The sequence below is a fragment of the Cohnella phaseoli genome (assembly GCF_003386235.1).
GTDB lineage: Bacteria > Bacillota > Bacilli > Paenibacillales > Paenibacillaceae > Cohnella > Cohnella phaseoli.
Window position 1 is genome coordinate 129,503 of the sequence record NZ_QRDZ01000011.1, and the last position, 18,011, is coordinate 147,513.

Here is an 18,011-nt window from a genome sequence, read left to right on the forward strand (position 1 = left end):
CTATCCTTTCATTCCAGTCGAAGCGATGCCCTGCACGAACTGCTTCTGCGCAACCAGATATACAGCGACTACCGGCAGCGTCGTAATGACCGCGCCCGCCATAATGACTGCCTGACTTACGCTCCCCGTCTGGTTTTTCAAATACAGCATGCCAAGCGGCAGCGTGTATAAATCCTTCGTCTGCAAATAAATGAGCGGCCCCAGCGTATTGTTCCAGGCCCCCATAAAGGTGAAAACGCCGAGAGCGGCGAGTGCAGGCTTGCACAGCGGCAAATAAATTCTGACAAAAATGCCCGGCGGACTGCACCCGTCGATAACAGCCGATTCGTAAAGCTCCTTCGGCAGCGACTTGATATATTGGTGCAGCAGGAAGATTCCGAACGCGCCGGCCAGAAAGCTTGGAATAATAAGCGGATAATACGTGTTCAGCATGCCGAATTGCTTCCAGATGAAATAGGTCGGGATCATCGTCACTTGACCGGGGATCATCAAGGTCGCCAGCATCGTAATGAAGATCAGAGATCGGCCCTTGAACTCGAACATGGCCAGTCCGAAAGCGACGACCGCACAGCTCAGAAGCGCCCCGATCATGTCAAAGAATACGATGATAAAGCTGTTCAATGTATAGCGTTCAAAATTAACTTTGTTCCAAACCTCGGTAAAATTTCCGAAGTCGACGGGATCGGGAATGATCTGCGGCGGCATCGCGGCCAATGCCCCGGTTGTCTTCAGCGATGTAGAAACCATCCAAACGAAAGGGAAAAACATGACGATTGCACCGGCTATCAGAAACAGGTAAATGATCATTTTGATCGGGAGGGGAGTAGATCTAGTCATAATGCACCCACTTCTTCTCAAAGTACCGTTGGAACAGCGTCACAGCCAGAATAATAAAGAATAGTATCCAAGCCATCGCGGATGCAGGCCCCATTTTGAATAGAATGAACGAATCGCGGTATACGACAAGATTCGGGATCATAATCTCTCGTGAAATGCCCGCTTCGATTCCCCCGAAGATCCCGAGAAATACATCGAACGCCTGAAACGCGGATATCGTTGATAGAATGACAACGAGATAAACCATCGGCGTTACAATCGGGAATACAATGTGCGTAAGCTGCTTCCAGCCGGAGGCGCCGTCGATCTGGCCTGCTTCCAGCACTTCCTTAGGTACGTTCTGCATGCCGGCAAGCAATATAATCATCGATTGCCCTACGCCCTTCCACACGTTCACAAGCGCAACGCTGCCGATGACGACAATCCACGATTTATTGTCTATCCAATGAATAGGATCGATATGCAACAGACTAAGAAACCAGTTGATCACCCCGTACTGGTAATTAAACATCCAAGTCCAGACCACGCCGCCCGCAAGCCAAGGCGTCACAACGGGCATAAAATAGAACAAACGGAACATGGATTTGGCCCGAATCGCCTGATTTAACAGAAATGCGATCAAAAAAGCAAATAGCGTTTGCATGGGTACGAAAATTAGCGCAAATGCAAACACGTTTCGCATCGAAATCCAGAATTCATCCTTATGAAACATCGTCGTCCAGTTTGTTAACCCCACCCACTTGGGAGCGTTAAACAAATCGTACTGCGTAAAGGAAATATAGGCGGAGAAAGCAACAGGAAATATTAGAAATACAACGACATTAATGACGAACGGGAGCGTAAATAGATAACCCCAGTAATTTTGCTTGCGCATAAAGCTCCTGCCTTTCTACGCATTGAAAGGCGCCAGCCCCAACAAGACAGCACCTTTCAACGATATACGAACGATGGATTATTGATTTTCGTCCAACACTTGCTGAACGCTCTTATGAGCGGCTGTCAAAGCGTCTTCTACACTCTTCGTCCCTTGAACAACCGCATCATTCACCTCTTGCTGAACAAGCAATCTCCACTCCGCCCAGCTCGCGTTCTCATCCGTCGTTACGCCGCCCTCGGATACGCCTTCGATAAAGCCATTTTTGTTCAATGGCTTAGTTGTGCTCGTTCCAAACACTTCGTAAGCGGATTTTTTGACCGGGATCGACGCACCGCTTTCCGCAACAATCTTCTGCGCTTCATCGCCCAGATAGAACTTCAGGAATTGCCATGCCGCTTCCTTGCTATCGTCCGATGCTCTGGACGAGATCAGCCAGGAATTTGTAACCATCGGCACGTAGCGATTGCCGTCTACCGCTTTCGGCACCTTCACGACATCCCAATCCGCATCCGGGAAGCTCGTATTCATTCCGACTTGCTGGCTGTATTGCATCAGGTACATAGCCGCTTTACCGGTTGCGAACACATCCATCTCGGTGCCGTTCACTTTTATGAAGTCGTTATTCGTAAAGTAGCCTTCTTCGATGCCTTGCCGCAATTGCTTCAATCCTTCGAGCGTTTTCGGATCGTTAAGCATCGATTTCGTTTTGGTATCGTCGAGAACCAAGCCGCCCGCTTGCTTGATCCACGGGAACCATCCCGTTGCAATCGACGTATTTCCGATATACCCGACTTGCTTCGTATCTTTGCCTTCTTTGATCGTCAGCTTCTTCGACGCTTCGATCAAGTCGGCGAAAGTCCAATCGTCTGTCGGCAGATCTACGTTGGCCGCTGCGAAAGCGCTCTTATTGTAAGCCAACGCCACCGCATTAATACCGTGAGGAACTCCCCACACTTGACCTTCCGATGTCTTGGCCGAGAATAGAGCATCAATATAATCCGAAGCGTTCAGATCGCGCTCGATGTAAGGCCCCAAGTCTTCGGCAACGCCGCGCTTGCCATAGCCCAGAATGGTAGCGTTCTCTTGGAACCACACATCGGGCGTTGAATTGCCGGCAATTTGCGTGGCGATCTTGGATACGAAATCGCCCCATGGCGCGTCTTCAACCTTGACTGTAATATGCGGATGAGTGGCGATGAACTGATCGATAATCTCTTTCTTCGTAACATCATAGGAGCCCGGCAAACCGATGGTCAACGATAGCTGTTTCGTAGGCTCGCTCGATGGCGGCGCCGACGACTCGCTCGCTTGCGGGGATGCGTTCGATGGCGACGCGGCCGGCGAATTCCCAGAACCGCCGTTGTTAGACGAACACGCCGTGAACACTAGAGACATAGCTAACATCGTCGTCCATAACCCGTATTTCTTTTTCAAAACCTACCAGCTCCCTTTTCGTCTTATAAATTGCGTTTAATCGGGATAACAGAAATCGTTAACGTCCACAGAAAGAAGTAAAAGTAATCGATTTCTATTTGGATTATAGCATGGAAACCCTTTCAAGGCAACTTTTCTGTCGAGAATTCTATGTGAAATCACTCATAAATCCATTTTTAAACAGTATATTTAGTAATCGAGTACTTTAGTGTGCAGAGCTGTACATGCCATAGCTCTAGTCTATCGCGGCTCGACAGAGCCCCTTTCCAGCAGCTCCGGCTGAAGAATAATATCATACGCGGGCACATCCGCTCCATTCATCTTATCCAGCAGCATTTTGCAAGCAAGCTTGCCCATTTCATAATCCGGCTGTTTAATTGTCGTTAGCTGCGGATTAATCATCTGACCAAGATCAATGCCGTCAAAGCCGATAACCGATATGTCTTGCGGCACGCGAATATTCCGTTCCGACAATTCGCGAATGACGCCGAACGCCATCATATCGTTACAAGCAAATATAGCGGTCGGCGGTACGGGCCTTCCTAGCAGCCTCGCCGTCAGCATCTTGCCTGTATCGAATTCCGATAAGGCATTGTCGACGAAGTCCGCCTTCGATTCTTCCACCAGTGGTTCAAGCCCCTCCAGCTTCATCGCTTCCATGTAACCGGACAGGATGCTTTTGCGGCTTGGTCGATCGACTTTCGAAGTCACATAGCCGATCCGCGTATGCCCTTTGGATTGTAGGAACTTCGTCGCCAAGTGCCCCCCTTTCTGGTAGTCGAATTCGATCTGGCTGATCTGATCTTCTTCAATCTTCTGATCAATGGCGATCACATGTACGCCCGCTTTAATCATGCTCTTAAATTGAGACTTGTCGCTGGAGATCGAGGAGATCACAACGCCTTTAATTTGTTTCTCCAGAATCGTCCGTATATATTCATCTTCCAGCAGCGGATCATGAAGCGAATTGCAAGCAATGACAGTAAAATTGTTTTGCCGGGCAATCTCTTCAATCCCGAACAAGACAGACGAGTAGAACGGGTTCATAATCGAAGGAACAATGACCCCGATTGTTGTACTCTTGCTTCCCTTCAGTTGCCGGCCAAGCAGATTCGGAACATAATTCATCTCCTCGGCAAGCGACAATATACGCTCTCGCTTTGCCTTGCTGACCGGGTAGCTGCTATTGCTGAGTACGCGCGACACCGTCGCCGATGAGACATTGGCCGCTCTGGCTATATCATGTATCGTTGTTGGCTTATTCATAACTATCCCTCGCTCGCGATCAAATGCATCTTACACTTCAATGCCTACACATAATTTAATCCCACGGTATACGGAAACGGCAAAGGCAAATCTTCCGTTCCGGGATGACCGGAGGAAGGCGGATCGAATAAAGCTCGAATACGCCGCTCATCGTCGAGCGGTTCCAACTGCGCCTCCAGTTCCGACGCCGATCGATTTGTTTCCATCAAATACGGTTCCAGTTGAACGCATAGCTGCCGCAGATTGACCAAATGGATCAAACCTGAATTCTGCAACGTCTCGCTCGGAATCGCTCGGAAATATTCATGCAACTGCCGCTCGTACCAATTGACTTGAACCTCAAGCTGATCCCACACCCCCGCTCCAAGGTTATGGGCATAGATCGCACATAGCGCCTCGGTATCGCCGGCCCACTCCACTACGAATGGGGAACGTGCGGATAATGACTCTGACACGTCGCCCTCGTCAGGAGCCGCAATGACTGCAAAAGCCTTAACTTGCCCGCCCTGTTCGGCAACCCATACTTGATGGTGAAACATAACATTGCTTGCATACGCTTCGCTACAGATCAATGCGGCTATATCCGTCAAGCTTTGCTCATAACAGCTGAATCTCGCCCTGGCCAATTCGGTCAGTCGGAACAAATCCGTAGGCAGCCATCTCCTCACCTGAATTCCAGAAGCTGCCCCCTGAACATTCCTGGCAGACAAAGAATAGCGCTTCATACTGCCGAACGGATAGCAACCTGCTCGCTCGTAGAGAGAGCGATGTCCGGACACTAGAATCAACGAGGCTTCCGATGCTTGGGCATGCTCGATAACCGCGGACATTAAGCCGCTTGCATACCCTTTCCCTCTCGCCTCCGCATGCGTACACACTGCCCCAACGGAGTAGATGCGCAATCTCGCTTTCCCGATCTGTATAATCGCGGGAACAAAGCCCATAAAAGCGACCAGCCTGTCTTCTACAAACGCACCGAACGACTGTCCCAGACTTAATGAAAAAACGTTGGGATAGGCTGTCCCCATTGAAATCTGCCGCTCATTGCGGAATACGCTGTCCGCCAGCCGTATTGCCGATTCCTTCTCAACTGCCGTTTGTAGCAATCGAATGTTTGCCATCTTGTTATCTCCCAATTGTGCAAATGTAACATCTGTAAGTTACTTGATTATAGCAATAGAAAGAACGTGAAAGCAATCGGTTTCTATCGATAGGATGACTGCAATCGGCTCGGAACCGGCGCCCCCGCCTCTTTATCATTAACCTGCGGAAATGGTAACGGACTCGCCCCTTGGCAGCGAATGTCCATTACATTTGATCGCACCCGACTGGAAGGGAAGGGGCCCGGTTCACCCTTGCTCAATAATCGGTCTTGCCCAACGGGAGAGGGTCGGGATTTTGCCTAACCCAGATCACAGCCCATTCGCATAAACGGTTCAACTCCTCATCGCCATCGCCGCTTCTTCGAACCTTGTCGACCACCAGCCCCGCTTCTTCCAGCAACTCGGAAGGCAGCGGATTCCCGGCAGCGAGCACTTCCTTGTATTTATCCAGCATTTTTTTAAAATAGGGCCCCCAGTTTCCGCCGCCGTTGCGGAATATTTCGTCACGCACCTTGCCTGCGATCCGGACAACCTCGCCTTGCGCCGTTTGCGCAGAACCGCTTGATGGAACCAGCAAGGCCCACAAATCGCTGAAATTTTCCTTCCAGTTCTGCTTCTGCAACAGGATCGGCGCTTTGCCGTCGTGCATTTGCCGTCTGGCAACAGGTTCTACCGCAAACAGCTCGTACAAGCGATACAACCCTTCTTCCGTCTCCGCAAACATATCTTTATTGAAGTTGGCTCTATGGAACTCGAAATTTTCTCCTAAACGCGTCACCGCTGCCCGCATCGTTTCGGTTGTCTCCACACCCTTGCTTAACAATAAGTCCGATATTTTCGCGAGGTTGGCAAGGTGAATGTTTCCACCGTTTATAAGGGCTTTATCCAGCGGAGTCATCCTGCTGTCATTCACAGCCCGAATATTAGCGCCATGATTAACTAGCTGTTGCACACAACGAAAGTTGGCAGAACCTGCGGCCATATGCAGCGGCGTATCGCCATATTTGTCCTTTAGCTCAACATCGGCGCCCAGCTTCAAAAACACTTCCACATCTCCGCTCATTCGCATGGAATGTGCATGCAGCGGGGCCCTGCCATAGGCATCGACCGCGTTAATATTGGCCCCTTGCTCTACCAGCCAGCGCACCCATTCATCAGGGATATTGAAGCAACTGAGCGCCGGCTCTTTCATATAGTTGCCGCTGTAAGCATCCAACTCGCATTTTCTAAACACGGCCTTCAAAGCTTCGATATCCTTTTTCTCAATCAAAGCGTCAAAATCCTTGGGTAAAGTTTTTCGTTTGGCCATTTGATCACCTTCAATCCCTTAATAATAGTCGACAGGCGGCAAGGATAGGATCCATGAGGAACAACGGGTTACAGCACGTACAGCAGGATCGCGAAGAAATGAAACACGGACCCCGCGACGACGAATAGATGCCAGACCGCGTGATGATAAGGAAAACCGCGCCACACGTAGAACACGGAGCCGATCGTGTAGAGCAGCCCCCCGATGATCAGCAGTCTGAGCCCTTCGGGAACGAGCAGCGCGTTCAGCGGTTTCCAGGCGAAGACGATCAACCAGCCCATCAGAACGTAGAACAGCGTAGACAGCACCAAGAACTTTTTTGTGAAGAACGCTTTGAACACGACGCCGGCTATCGCCAGCCCCCAGACCACCCCGAACAGCGACCAGCCAAGCGGGCTACGCAGAGTTACCAGCAGAAGCGGCGTATACGTGCCCGCGATGAACAAGTAGATGCAAGAATGGTCGAATGTCTCGAACAGATCCTTGACCTTGCCTTCCGGAAAAGCGTGCACAAGCGTCGAAGCTGTGTATAGCAGCAGCATCGTTACGCCGTAGATCGTAAAGCTGACGACGTGCCAAGCCGTGCCTTCCAGACTTGCGAAGACGATCAACAGCACAAGTCCGGCAATGCTGAGCAGCGTTCCGATCCCGTGCGTGATCGCGTTGGCGATCTCTTCTTTTTTCGTATAGACGTGGGTATTCGCCATTGGCGGCACCGCCTTTCTCAGTTGTGAACAGGATAGCGGTAAAACGACAACGGCGGCATGTACGTCAAGCTGTCGAGCGGAAAGTAGACCGCGGGATTCCTCTCGTATCCGCCATAAAGATGAGCTTGGCCTTCGAGAGGACGCTTCAGCTTAATCCGGATAGCGTTTCTCCCGGAGATCGACCAGGCTTCGATCTCCGCCCGGCCAGCCTCGTCCTCGATCGTAAACACCGGCTGGTTCGGCCCAATCGTCAGCAGATATCCTCCGACATGGTCGTAGGCAAGCTCGACGGCAGGCGTTCCGTCATCGGAGACGAAATAGCGTGCGTCGGCGATTTCCGGGGCCCGGAAATGGACGTCTCTGCCATAGACGGAAGCCAGAACCGCTCGGGCCATTCGTTCGCCGATCAGCAGATTGCCGGCGGGACTGTTGTGAACTTCGTCGGACAACGGACAATCGATCGCCGGGATCACCGTAACGTGCGGAATGTGGCGAGCCGCTTGGCGTTGATGCTCCCGCACAAGCCCCCACGCTTGGTCGTCCTCCTCCTTCGTGTCGATTCCCGTATAACGGTTCAACTGCACGGTGGAGAACGGGAGCTCCGGTTCGCCCAGATCGGCCCGCCACTGGTCGACCATCTGCCGAAAACGCGCCCCGTAAGATTCGTATTCTCCCGGATAACAATCGTTGCAGCCTTGGTACCAGACGACTCCTTTTACCAAACCGCCCGCCTCATGCACGGTGCTCAGCATGTTGCGGTAAAGCCTCCCGTCCTCCGCGGGATTCCATGCCTTCAGCGGCGAGCCGCCGAGCGCCGTCTGCAAGAGGCCGATCGGATAGCCGAGCTCTTTCTTCAGCAGCTTGGCAAAGGAGAGAAAAGGAGAATGCCCCGGGTTCGTCATCTCGCGATTGACGATATGAAGCGTATTGGTCGATTCGTTAAAAGGATGGGTAGCGAGATCCCACTTGCCGTTGTTGCGAAGCAGATGGATGCCGAGCTCCGGCGGATCGTTGACCGGTCCTTTGCCGTAGCCGGCCGCATTGCTCTGACCGGCGATAATCCACAGGTCGCCGACGCCGATATGGTGAATCATATCGCCTCGAGCGGCCCATTCCATCGCGGGATTGCCGTCGATTTGCAAGCATGTCTCGATGCGGTACAGGCCGCCTGCCGGAACGTTGTTCAAGACGACGCTCCAGCCGCGTTCCTCCAGCATCTCCGCCATCGTCCAATCGACGACCGTCTCCCCGCTCTCTTCGCGAATGACGCGGGCATAAGCCTGAGCCTTGCGAACCGGCTCGTCCATGCGCCACTTGCCGGACAAACCGATAGATGCCGCTCCGTTTCTCTGCTGCACGATCGCCCATTGCTGCGGCCCTTGCTCCACGATAACTCCGATTTGTTTATTTTCCACGATTATTCGCCTCGCTGCGCTAGATTTGCGGACGGTCGTTTGACCAAATAGAGGCCAAACAGCAGCCCGAGAAACGCGAAACCGGCCATGCCGCGGTTCAAAACGGCTCCGCCGAACTCTTCGATCACCCAGCCTCCGATCTGCGAAGTACAGAATTGAATGCCCGAAGCCGATTAACGGCCGACACGCCTTACTCCTTGTCCGCCGGATATTCGAGTCCCGTCTGCCTGCGGGCTTCGTCCATCAGCTCCATCACCTTAATCGAGCTGTCATAGGAATTGATGTCGGATTCCCGCTTCCCGTCCGCGAGCAAATCCGCAAACTCCCGTACCTCGTAATACATCGCGTTATCTTCTTGAGGCTGCGTCAGCTCCTCGATCGAACCGTCGCGATATCGAATGTGCGCATTGTCCGGGCGGCTGATTTTATCGAATACGATCGTGCCGAGCTCCCCTTGAATTTCTGCGCTGGCGTAGGAATCCACAATTTTTGAATAATGGACGACCGCGTCCATTCCCTCGTAGCCGAGCAGCAGGCTGCCTGCTCCGTCCGCGCCTGATTCCAGTATATAGGCGCTAGCCTGAATGCGTTCCGGCGCTCCGAACAATACGACGAGCGGATAGAGGCAGTAGACGCCCAGATCCATCAGCGAGCCGTTCGACAGGGCCGGGTTAAAGGCGTTGGGCAGTTCTCCGCGTTTGTACAGATCATAGCGCGAAGAGTATTGACAGTAGCTTCCGGAGTACCGGCGCACTTTTCCGATTTTATGCAGATTGTCCCGCAGCGCGCGGAACGTCGGCGTAAACGTCGACTTCATCGCCTCCATCAGCAGCACGCCGTCCCCTTTCGCAGCCTCGACCATGCGACGCACCTCGCGAGCGTTGGAGGCCAGCGGTTTCTCGCACAGCACATGCTTTCCCTTGCTCATGCACATGATGGCTTGATCGGCATGAGCCGCGTTCGGGCTGGCTATGTAGACGGCATCAAGCTCCGCGCTGGTGGCGAACCGTTCCAGATCCGTATACACGTGCGGAATGCCATGCTTGTCCGCGAACGCGCGGCCTTTCTCCTCTGTTCGGGAATAGACCGCAGTCAGCTCAATATCGTTGTTTCTTTTTGCCGCGTCGATGAAATCCTCCGTAATCCAGTTCGTTCCGATGATGCCGAATCTAAGCATAAGTTGCCAATCCTCTCGTCTTTATATAGGTTAAACCAATGAATAGGAAGCTCATTGCATTCCGAAAGCTCCCTCCGATGCTATCTCCCTCCTGAAACCCGAACAGGTAAAAAGCCTATAATGAGAGCGTCGCTCCCGGTTCAGCCTTCACCGGTTCCCCATCAACGCTGAACCATACTTCGATGGCGGACGGGTTATGTACCAATTTCCGATTTACCGAGAATCGCAGTGCATCCAGCGCCCTGCGATAAGCGATCAACTCTGCCATTGTTGCAGACCAGATGGCAGGATGGCCGCCAAGCCGTTCACCGATTTGATCCATCAGCTCCCAATTGTTGTCATGCTCGAATTCGTAACTATGTCCCCATATGAACAACAGCTCCATCCGACTCTGGTGAGGCTGTGACTGTAAAAAACGTTCAGTCGCTTGAAGCCCCTCTTTATGATGACAGGTCGGATGCCAACGCAACGGATCGTCTGGCATACGAAACTCGCCATGGCTCCCCGTGGTGCGGGCATACTCGATGCCGAGCGACGGCAATATGGCTACGACGCGGTCATTGCTGGTGCCGAAAGGGTAGCTCATGCCACGTACCGGGTATCCGACCAGTTCCTCCAGCGCCGCGCGGTCCGTCATAATTTCGTGTACGATCTGGTCGTCGGGCGATTGATCCAGAAACGGATGGTCAACCGTATGAGCCGATACTTCGTGCCCTCTGAATAGCTCGGCAACCTCTTCTGCGCGAATGTACCCTTCCTTCCCGAAGAAGCCGGAATTCAGGTGAAAGGTTCCTTTCAACCCGTAACGATTCATCGCCGCCACAAGTCTGCGGTCATGCTCCCGCCCATCGTCAAAGCTGAATGTAACCGCCCGATGCACATCGCCCGGAAAGCGATCAAATTTGATTTTAGCTGTCTCCATCGCTAGTGTCCCCCTCCGTTATAAAAGAAAAATGCTCCTTAATCTGATCCTTATTCGTTGTCTCCCTCGCGTAAATCGGAAGGAACGACAAAAAAACAGCGCGAAAATGGCGTATACTTCGCTGCGCCTTTGTTCCGCCTTAGCTAGAAATTAAACAAATCAAGCTGCTCCGGCTCGCGAACGACCGGAAGCTCGTATACGGCCTGTCCCAGCAAACGCATCATCTGCTTGGCGTTTCCTGCCGCATGCCCGCCAGAGTTATTGTTGAAAATGACACCGACGCAGCGGCTGCCCTCCGCCAATCGAGCAAGGGTCGCGCCCCATTCGTTCAGCTCGCTCTCGTTGTAATCGTATAAATAGCGAACTTCTCGCCAGTTGGCGTTGCCGCTTTGATTCCAGCCTCCAACGTTCCGGCCGTGCATGCGGACAAGCGTCAAATCCGGACAGGTCGCCTCAGGAACGGTCGGAATCGAGCCGCTGCCCGCCTGCGGCTCGTCGCAGACGCTATGAATCCAGCCTTCGTCGCGCATGAACGCAATCGTCTTCTCCTTCATCTCGGGAGCGAACCAGCTCTGATGCCTGAATTCGAGCGCGCAAGGAAAGCCTTCCATTCGCTTCTTCGTCTCGCGCAGCAAACGAACGTTTTCCTTATTGCAGTCGAACCAGGGCGGATATTGGAACAGCGCGGCCGTCAGCTTCCCGGCTTCTCGGAGCGGCGTCAAGCTGTCTCGGAACGCGCCGTACATATCGTTGTCATTGTCGTAATACGGCTTGCCTCTCAAGTGTCCCGTCATCCCTTGGTAAGCTTTGACGACAAAGCCGAAACCCTCCGGGGTCTCCTCCGCGTAACGCGCCATCCTGTCCGGAGGCTGCACCGCATAGAAGGCGCTGTCCATCTCCACAATGGCAAAATGCCTGGCGTAAACCTTAAGCTTGTCCTTCGCCGCCGTTCCGGGCGCGTACAGCGAATCGTGATCCCTCCACCCGGTCAAACCTATTACGATCATTGTACGTTCCCCTCGCTTTCCTAACCAAGCGGCCATAATTCGAGTCTAAAGCTTCGGAGCGCGTTGTTCAAGTTCCTTTCTCGACGGTTCAAGCAGGGAAAACGATAGCGGAGGCTGATTTTCTTGAAGCGAACGTATAGGGATGCAATCTATTACGTGGGGGAGGGTGGAAAGTAGGTTATAGGCGTGTGAGCGGGTGAGTGTGAGTTGGCGCGTCTAGCGGTCTGCGGGGCCGTTATGGGCGTGTGGGTGGGGGAGTTGGCGCGTCTAGCGGTCTGCGGGACCGTTATAGGCGTGTGGGTGGGGGAGTTGGCGCGTCTAGCGGTCTGCGGGACCGTTATGGGAGTGCGAGCGGGCAGTTTACATTCCTACCATGGCGCGCCAGAGCGGAAAATCCGCCTTAAATCTGAGAATCCGGCCATTCCGCGAAAAACAGAGCGGCTTTTCCGCCTTAAATTCGAGAAAAGCTGATTTGTGGAAAAACAAGGCGGATAATCCGTCTTATTTGAACCGAATTGGCCCGGCGGCCGGAATTAAGGCGGATAATCCGCCTTGGCGGGCCGCCGGGCCAGGCCGACCGGCTCATATACTTTGCGGCTCCGGGGATAGCCGGCGCATGACCGCTGCGAAAGTCGGCATGCCTGCCTGCGCGCCGAGCTGGGTCACCGATAGGGAAGCCGCAGCGGCAGCGAAGTGCGCGGCCCGCTCGAACGGCCAGTCGCTGGCGAGGCCGAAGCATAATGCGCCGTTAAACGTGTCGCCGGCCCCCGTCGTATCGGCGACTTCGACGGCAAGGGAAGGGACCGTGCGCAGATGTCCGGCTTCCAGATAAGAGGCGCCGATCGCTCCGCGCGTGACGAGCACCCGATGACCGTATGCCGCCTCCCATTCCAGCAGCGCTGCCTCAAGAAGCTCGTCGGTATCGCAATCGCGGCCGCAGAGCGCTCGAAATTCGCTTTCGTTAGGCGTGAGAATATCGGTCAGCCGCAGCAGCGATTCGGGAATGCCGCTCGCGGGCGCAGGCGCCGGATTCAGCACCGTTCGAACGCCGTGTTGCCTGGCCAGCTCGAATGCGCGGGCGACCGCCTGCCAAGGCAGTTCGAGCTGCGCCAGCACGATCGTCCCGCCGGCGATCATCTCGTGGCAGCTAGCGACGAGCTCAGCATCCCAGCACGCATTGGCGCCCGGCACGACGGCGATGCAATTGTCGCTCGGGGCGTGATAGATCATCGCCGTTCCGGACGGCGTGGAAGGAACGATGCGAATCGCTTCTGCGGACAGCCCCTCTTGGCGCGCCGCTTCGACAAGACGTACGCCAAACTCGTCGTCCCCGACTGCGCCGACGAGCACGGCATCTGCGCCAAGGCGGGCGAGAGCGACCGCTTGATTCGCCCCTTTGCCGCCGGGCAACAATCGGCTTCCCCGCGCAGTGACCGTCTCCCCCGCTTGCGGCAATCTGTCCACGCTAACGACGATATCCATATTCAAGCTTCCGAAAACAACGACTTTACGGTTAAGCGGCTCCATGGTCACCGTTATCGCCTCCATACGAGCAACTCGTCCAAAAGACGCTGCGCCTGAATCGGATCAAGCTTCGGCTTCAAATAAGCGTGATTGCCGGAATCCGCCTGCCGCCATACGTTCCCGCCGCGCTCATCGATGTCGACTTTCCCTCCGGCTTCTATATCCCAATAAGGTACGAAGCCTCTCACAGCGCACAGCACAGTAATCAAGTCCCAACTGCTCCGGTCGGTTTTGCCGTCCAGAAATAACGCGTAGGCTTGCCTCACCGGATGGTTGACCGGCAATTCCTCGAACATCCGACCTCCCGTCAACAGGTTCTCCCCGATCTCGAAGCCGCAGAACAGAATCGGCGTCGGCCACCGCTCACATACTTGACTGGCGGAAGCCGGGTCCATCTGAAAGTTCCACTCTTCGCCGGAAGGGTACGCGCCGCCCATCACGACGAGCCGCTGAACTTTCGCCGCGACAAGCGCCTCCCCGTCAAGCGGACTCGCCTCATCCGGCCCCGATTCGAGCAGCAGACGCAAGTTGCGCAGCGGCCCGATGCCGACCACGGTCACGGCGCGATCCGGCTCCGCAGCAAGCAACTTGCGAAACAGCGCCGTCGCGTCCGGCACGCCGGAGCCGTCGGGGTAACGATTCGGATAATGCTGCGACACATATTTGTTGTATTTCTCGTACGGCTCGCCGACGAGGAACCCTTCGTCCTTCAGGGTGCCGATCGGAAGATTCGGACGCCCGTAATAAGCGCTGATCGCATCGATGCACCCCGCTCCCCACGGGCTGGACGTATTGTGCATCACGCCGACGATCTCGGCTTCGCCTCTGTCGGCCAACGCATGAAGAACCGCCAGCGCGCCCGCATCGTCGCAATCCGGACCGATGTCGGTATCGAGAATGATTTTGACCGGCTGAGAAGGGGACACCCAACTTGACGCATCCACATTCACATTCGCATTCGCACTCGCACTCGCATTCTCATTCGCCCCCACACTCGCACCCTCACTCACACCTGCATTCGCATTCTCATTCATATCCCGCTCTTCACCGCTTCCTTATATTCGCCGGGCGTCATGCCCGCATGCTTCTTGAAAAACCTGCCGAAATACGACATATCCTCGAAGCCGACCATCCGGCCGACATCCTGCGCCTTCATATCCTGCGACGCAAGCAGCCGCTTGGCTGTGGCGAGCTTCATCTCCGCAATGTGATCCGCCAGCGGATAACCTTTGACCGCATGATATGTCCGCGACAAATAATGCGGACTCAAATACACGAGGTCCGCCAGCCGCGGCAGCGATAAGTCTTTGTCGAGATTGTCGGCGATATAACGGTCGATCTTATCGATAATTTCTCTTTTCTGATCGGTCCGCTCCGCCTCGATCCGGTTAAACAGCGCATCGCCCAAGCGCAAATAGTAGTCGAGCAGATCGTTCCAAGTATCGTGCGCATGGTAAGCCGACAGCAGTGCCAGATCGAAGGCTTGTCCGATCGTCTGCGCCAGCTTGCGCTTGTTCATAAACCCCAGAAACATCGCCGATACGGAGCTGAACAGCTCAAGCTGAACGGGATAGCCGACAAATACCGTCTTCTGCCCCCACTCGAACAGCGCCGACAACGTTTTGCCGAAGGCTTCCCGTTCCCGCGTCTCCAACTGCAGCCGCAACCGGCCGACGGCAGTCGCGATATGCTCGTGCTCCCCGCCGCCTCGCTCCTCCTCGCCAACCGCCTCTTTCTCATCCGCGCCGCTTATAATAATTTCTTCATCCAGACCGATTCCTTGCTGCAGCAAACCGCACATCGCGCGGTATTCGCCGGCAAGTGCGCTCCAGGCCACGGCAGGAGGGGACAGCACGATCGACAGCGGCAGCCGGAGCAGCTGTCGGATGGACTGCTGTATTTGTTCCAGCGTTTCGCGAATATACAGATGATGCCGCTGCTCGCCTTCCTCATCGCGCAGCGGTTGGATGAGCCACACGAAGCTCTTGCCGTCTTTAATCGCAACAATCCGGCTGAACGACTGCAAATACTCCTCCATAATATTGCAGGCCGCGTACTCCATCAGCAGCCTGTCCTTCGGTGACAGATGCGAAGGCCAACTGTCGATCCGCCCGACAAGCACGACTAACGGCATGTCGGCGCGCAACGGAAGGTCGAGCATCTCCAACTGCTCCGGCAATTCTTCCAGCGCAGCGGCGTCTCCGGCCAGCAGCTCGCGCAGATGCGTCTCGACAAGCAGCGGCCGGGCGTCCTTGATCTGCTGCCGCGTCCTCTCCATGACGGCCTGTTCGTTGATTTCCTGCTCGATCCGGTCCGTCGCTTGGCGAAACAAGCCGAGGATCGTCTCCCTGTCCGCCGGCTTCAGCAAGTAGTCGAAGGCGCCGTGACGCAAGGCAAACTGCAAATATTCAAAGTCCGCATGTCCCGACAAAAAAATAACCTTGCAGCGCGGCCACAGCTCGCGGATGTGAAGAGCCAAGTCCAGGCCGCTCATGCCCGGCATCCGCACGTCGGTGATCAGAATATCGATGCGGCTCTCTTCCGCCAGCCGTCTCGCCTCGCGCGGCGTATAAGCGTAGCGGAGGTGCGCCTGCTCCAGCTCGCTTAGAATGTTGCACACTCCGCGTACGATCAACGGCTCGTCATCGACGACCAGAATATGATGCAAGCTGCCACTCCCCTTCTTCTCCCCTATCGACGGGCCGCGCCTCTATCCGCAGCGTAACCGCCGTCCCGCCCCCCGCTACCGGATCGATGCGAACTCCGCTGGCGCTTCCGTACAACAGCCCCAATCTCCGATGGACGTTGACAATGCCGTGCGTTTCCGTCTCATCGTGCCGAAGCGTCAGCTTTTTCCGGACTTCCGCCAGCTTTTCCTCATCGATCCCGTTGCCGTTATCCTCCACCGTAATCGTAAGCGCCTCGTGCTCGCAGCGCACACGTACAGAGATTCGTCCGTTCTCCTCCGTATGCTCATGGCCGTGGATGAACGCATTTTCCAGCACCGGCTGGACGATCAGCCTCGGCACCTGCCACTCGGACGGATCGCCCTCTACCGTATACTCGCACGAAATGCGGTTGCTGAAGCGGATTTCCTGAATGGCTCCGTATACGCGGGCATGGTTCAGCTCCTGCTCAAGCGGGATAATGTCGGCTTTGTTATGGGTCAGAAATTTGAAATAGTCTCCGAGATGTCTGGACAATATCCGAATGCCGTCGTAATCCTCCTCGTCGGCCATCAAATAGAGAATGTATAAGCTGTTGTACAAAAAATGCGGATTAATTTGCGATTGCAGCTGTTTGAGCTCCGACTTTTGGCTGTAGATCGTTTTTTCGTACACTTCCTGGATCAGTTCGTTCAACTTCGCGACCATCCGGTTAAACTGCGTGTACAGATAAGCAAACTCGTCATGCTCGCGGCGTTCGATCACAATATCGAGCTTGCCCTGCTCCACCTTGCGAAAGCCCGTAACGAGCTTCTTGAGCGGCTGATGAATCAGCCGAAAAATCATCAGCGAAGCGATCAGCACGATGACAATCGACACTGCCGACAAATACCCGTACCAGCGCTTGATCGAATAGACCGGATCAAGCACGATATTTTCCGGCAAAGCCGTCCTCAAACTCCATTGCAGCATATCGGATCGCTTCGAAAATACGAGATAAGGCATGCCGTCTATCGTCAACTCTCCTCTGCCGTCCTGCTCCAGCGACTGAATCCGGTCCGCCGCCTCCACGCCGTCCGCATACGCATACAACGTCGCTTGATTATAATCGTCCGTCAAATAGGTGACATTGTCTTCATAAGAACGGAACACGTCCATTTCCCGGCCGATCTTCTCGCTCGACAGCTCGATGACCAGCAAATATTGCGAGCGCGTCGCGCTCGGGTAACCGAGCGGAAGCAGCAATCTCCCCTTGTAGTACACCGGGTTGAACAGCCGATTTTTCGCTTTGAGCAGGCTCTCGTACTCTCCCCGATCCATCGTATCGACGTTAAATCTGGATTTGGCCGACAACCGCTTGTCCAGCTTCGGCATCAAGACGAACACATCCTGAATCAGCTTGCTGGACTCGGCCAGCATCACGATTTTGGCTTGCAAATCCTTGAACGCTTTCGTCCGCTCGTAATCGGTCAGCGTCGCCGCCCGTATGCTCAAGTCGTTCAGATCGGCGTCGTTGATAAAAGTTTGCTGCAACGTCGTGATCCGCTCGATCTCGTTCTCCAGCGACGTCATGACGTAATCCGTTTTTTGCTGCATCGACTTGGCGATTTCCTGTCTGACGACATCCGCTCCCTGCTGATTCATCCAGAGACTGATCACATAGATCGGAATCAGAATGAGAAGGAACGAGCCTACCAACTTCTTGTAAATTCCCCATCTCGGCTGCTTGTCCCTCGGCATCGTTCGCTTCTCCATCCTTCCCTCTCG

16 protein-coding genes are annotated in these 18,011 nt (G+C 54.5%); all 16 read right to left on the bottom strand.

The genetic code is table 11. From position 1 onward, the window contains the following. The 16 genes from DFP98_RS15470 to DFP98_RS15540 all read right to left on the bottom strand — a co-directional run bounded on the left by DFP98_RS15470 (position 1) and on the right by DFP98_RS15540 (position 17,999). On the bottom strand, positions 1-837 hold the full coding sequence (locus DFP98_RS15470; protein WP_116061511.1) for a carbohydrate ABC transporter permease: 837 nt from the start codon (positions 835-837) through the stop codon (positions 1-3). Further along, a complete protein-coding gene (locus DFP98_RS15475; protein WP_116061512.1) occupies positions 830-1,711 on the bottom strand; it encodes a carbohydrate ABC transporter permease in 882 nt (293 codons plus the stop codon). Before DFP98_RS15475 ends, DFP98_RS15470 begins: the two co-directional genes overlap by 8 nt. A gap of 78 nt (positions 1,712-1,789) precedes the next feature. Next, entirely contained in the window at positions 1,790-3,148 is a 1,359-nt protein-coding gene (locus DFP98_RS15480) for an ABC transporter substrate-binding protein (protein ID WP_116061513.1), read from the bottom strand. A gap of 240 nt (positions 3,149-3,388) precedes the next feature. Continuing rightward, positions 3,389-4,414, bottom strand: coding sequence for a LacI family DNA-binding transcriptional regulator (locus tag DFP98_RS15485; RefSeq protein ID WP_116061514.1), 1,026 nt, complete (start codon positions 4,412-4,414; stop codon positions 3,389-3,391). 44 nt (positions 4,415-4,458) lie between these two features. Further along, positions 4,459-5,535 carry a GNAT family N-acetyltransferase gene (locus tag DFP98_RS15490; RefSeq protein WP_116061515.1) on the bottom strand — a complete coding sequence of 359 codons (1,077 nt, stop codon included), beginning with the start codon at positions 5,533-5,535 and terminating at the stop codon, positions 4,459-4,461. Between the two features lie 238 nt (positions 5,536-5,773). Further along, positions 5,774-6,826 (bottom strand): ankyrin repeat domain-containing protein, encoded by a 1,053-nt coding sequence (locus DFP98_RS15495; protein ID WP_116061516.1) that lies wholly within the window; start codon positions 6,824-6,826, stop codon positions 5,774-5,776. A 68-nt stretch (positions 6,827-6,894) separates the two neighbouring features. Continuing rightward, a complete protein-coding gene (trhA, locus tag DFP98_RS15500; RefSeq protein ID WP_116061517.1) occupies positions 6,895-7,533 on the bottom strand; it encodes a PAQR family membrane homeostasis protein TrhA in 639 nt (212 codons plus the stop codon). A 17-nt stretch (positions 7,534-7,550) separates the two neighbouring features. Beyond that, entirely contained in the window at positions 7,551-8,948 is a 1,398-nt protein-coding gene (locus DFP98_RS15505; protein WP_116061518.1) for a sialate O-acetylesterase, read from the bottom strand. Between the two features lie 2 nt (positions 8,949-8,950). After that, positions 8,951-9,076, bottom strand: a complete 126-nt coding sequence (locus DFP98_RS40010) for a hypothetical protein (protein ID WP_281275135.1) — start codon at positions 9,074-9,076, stop codon at positions 8,951-8,953. 62 nt (positions 9,077-9,138) lie between these two features. Next, on the bottom strand, positions 9,139-10,125 hold the full coding sequence (locus DFP98_RS15510) for a Gfo/Idh/MocA family protein (protein ID WP_116061519.1): 987 nt from the start codon (positions 10,123-10,125) through the stop codon (positions 9,139-9,141). A 115-nt stretch (positions 10,126-10,240) separates the two neighbouring features. Further along, entirely contained in the window at positions 10,241-11,047 is an 807-nt protein-coding gene (locus DFP98_RS15515) for a polysaccharide deacetylase family protein (RefSeq protein WP_116061520.1), read from the bottom strand. A gap of 143 nt (positions 11,048-11,190) precedes the next feature. Beyond that, entirely contained in the window at positions 11,191-12,054 is an 864-nt protein-coding gene (locus tag DFP98_RS15520) for a DUF72 domain-containing protein (RefSeq protein ID WP_116061521.1), read from the bottom strand. 582 nt (positions 12,055-12,636) lie between these two features. Continuing rightward, entirely contained in the window at positions 12,637-13,581 is a 945-nt protein-coding gene (locus DFP98_RS15525; RefSeq protein WP_116061585.1) for a ribokinase, read from the bottom strand. Positions 13,582-13,589: 8 nt separating this feature from the next. Further along, positions 13,590-14,612, bottom strand: a complete 1,023-nt coding sequence (locus DFP98_RS15530) for a nucleoside hydrolase (protein ID WP_116061522.1) — start codon at positions 14,610-14,612, stop codon at positions 13,590-13,592. Then, positions 14,609-16,246, bottom strand: a complete 1,638-nt coding sequence (locus DFP98_RS15535; RefSeq protein WP_116061523.1) for a response regulator transcription factor — start codon at positions 16,244-16,246, stop codon at positions 14,609-14,611. Before DFP98_RS15535 ends, DFP98_RS15530 begins: the two co-directional genes overlap by 4 nt. Then, the gene (locus DFP98_RS15540; RefSeq protein WP_181917715.1) at positions 16,221-17,999 is read right to left on the bottom strand and encodes a sensor histidine kinase; all 1,779 of its coding nucleotides are present in this window, start codon (positions 17,997-17,999) and stop codon (positions 16,221-16,223) included. The genes DFP98_RS15535 and DFP98_RS15540 overlap by 26 nt, the downstream gene beginning before the upstream one ends. Positions 18,000-18,011 lie beyond the last annotated feature (12 nt).

Coding starts and splice junctions, on each gene's coding strand:
- DFP98_RS15470 (WP_116061511.1), bottom strand. CDS start 837: ATGACTAGATCTACTCCCCTCCCGATCAAAATGATCATTTACCTGTTT.
- DFP98_RS15530 (WP_116061522.1), bottom strand. CDS start 14,612: ATGAATGAGAATGCGAATGCAGGTGTGAGTGAGGGTGCGAGTGTGGGG.
- DFP98_RS15520 (WP_116061521.1), bottom strand. CDS start 12,054: ATGATCGTAATAGGTTTGACCGGGTGGAGGGATCACGATTCGCTGTAC.
- DFP98_RS15485 (WP_116061514.1), bottom strand. CDS start 4,414: ATGAATAAGCCAACAACGATACATGATATAGCCAGAGCGGCCAATGTC.
- DFP98_RS15490 (WP_116061515.1), bottom strand. CDS start 5,535: ATGGCAAACATTCGATTGCTACAAACGGCAGTTGAGAAGGAATCGGCA.
- trhA (WP_116061517.1), bottom strand. CDS start 7,533: ATGGCGAATACCCACGTCTATACGAAAAAAGAAGAGATCGCCAACGCG.
- DFP98_RS15540 (WP_181917715.1), bottom strand. CDS start 17,999: ATGGAGAAGCGAACGATGCCGAGGGACAAGCAGCCGAGATGGGGAATT.
- DFP98_RS15515 (WP_116061520.1), bottom strand. CDS start 11,047: ATGGAGACAGCTAAAATCAAATTTGATCGCTTTCCGGGCGATGTGCAT.
- DFP98_RS15475 (WP_116061512.1), bottom strand. CDS start 1,711: ATGCGCAAGCAAAATTACTGGGGTTATCTATTTACGCTCCCGTTCGTC.
- DFP98_RS15510 (WP_116061519.1), bottom strand. CDS start 10,125: ATGCTTAGATTCGGCATCATCGGAACGAACTGGATTACGGAGGATTTC.
- DFP98_RS15495 (WP_116061516.1), bottom strand. CDS start 6,826: ATGGCCAAACGAAAAACTTTACCCAAGGATTTTGACGCTTTGATTGAG.
- DFP98_RS15525 (WP_116061585.1), bottom strand. CDS start 13,581: ATGGAGCCGCTTAACCGTAAAGTCGTTGTTTTCGGAAGCTTGAATATG.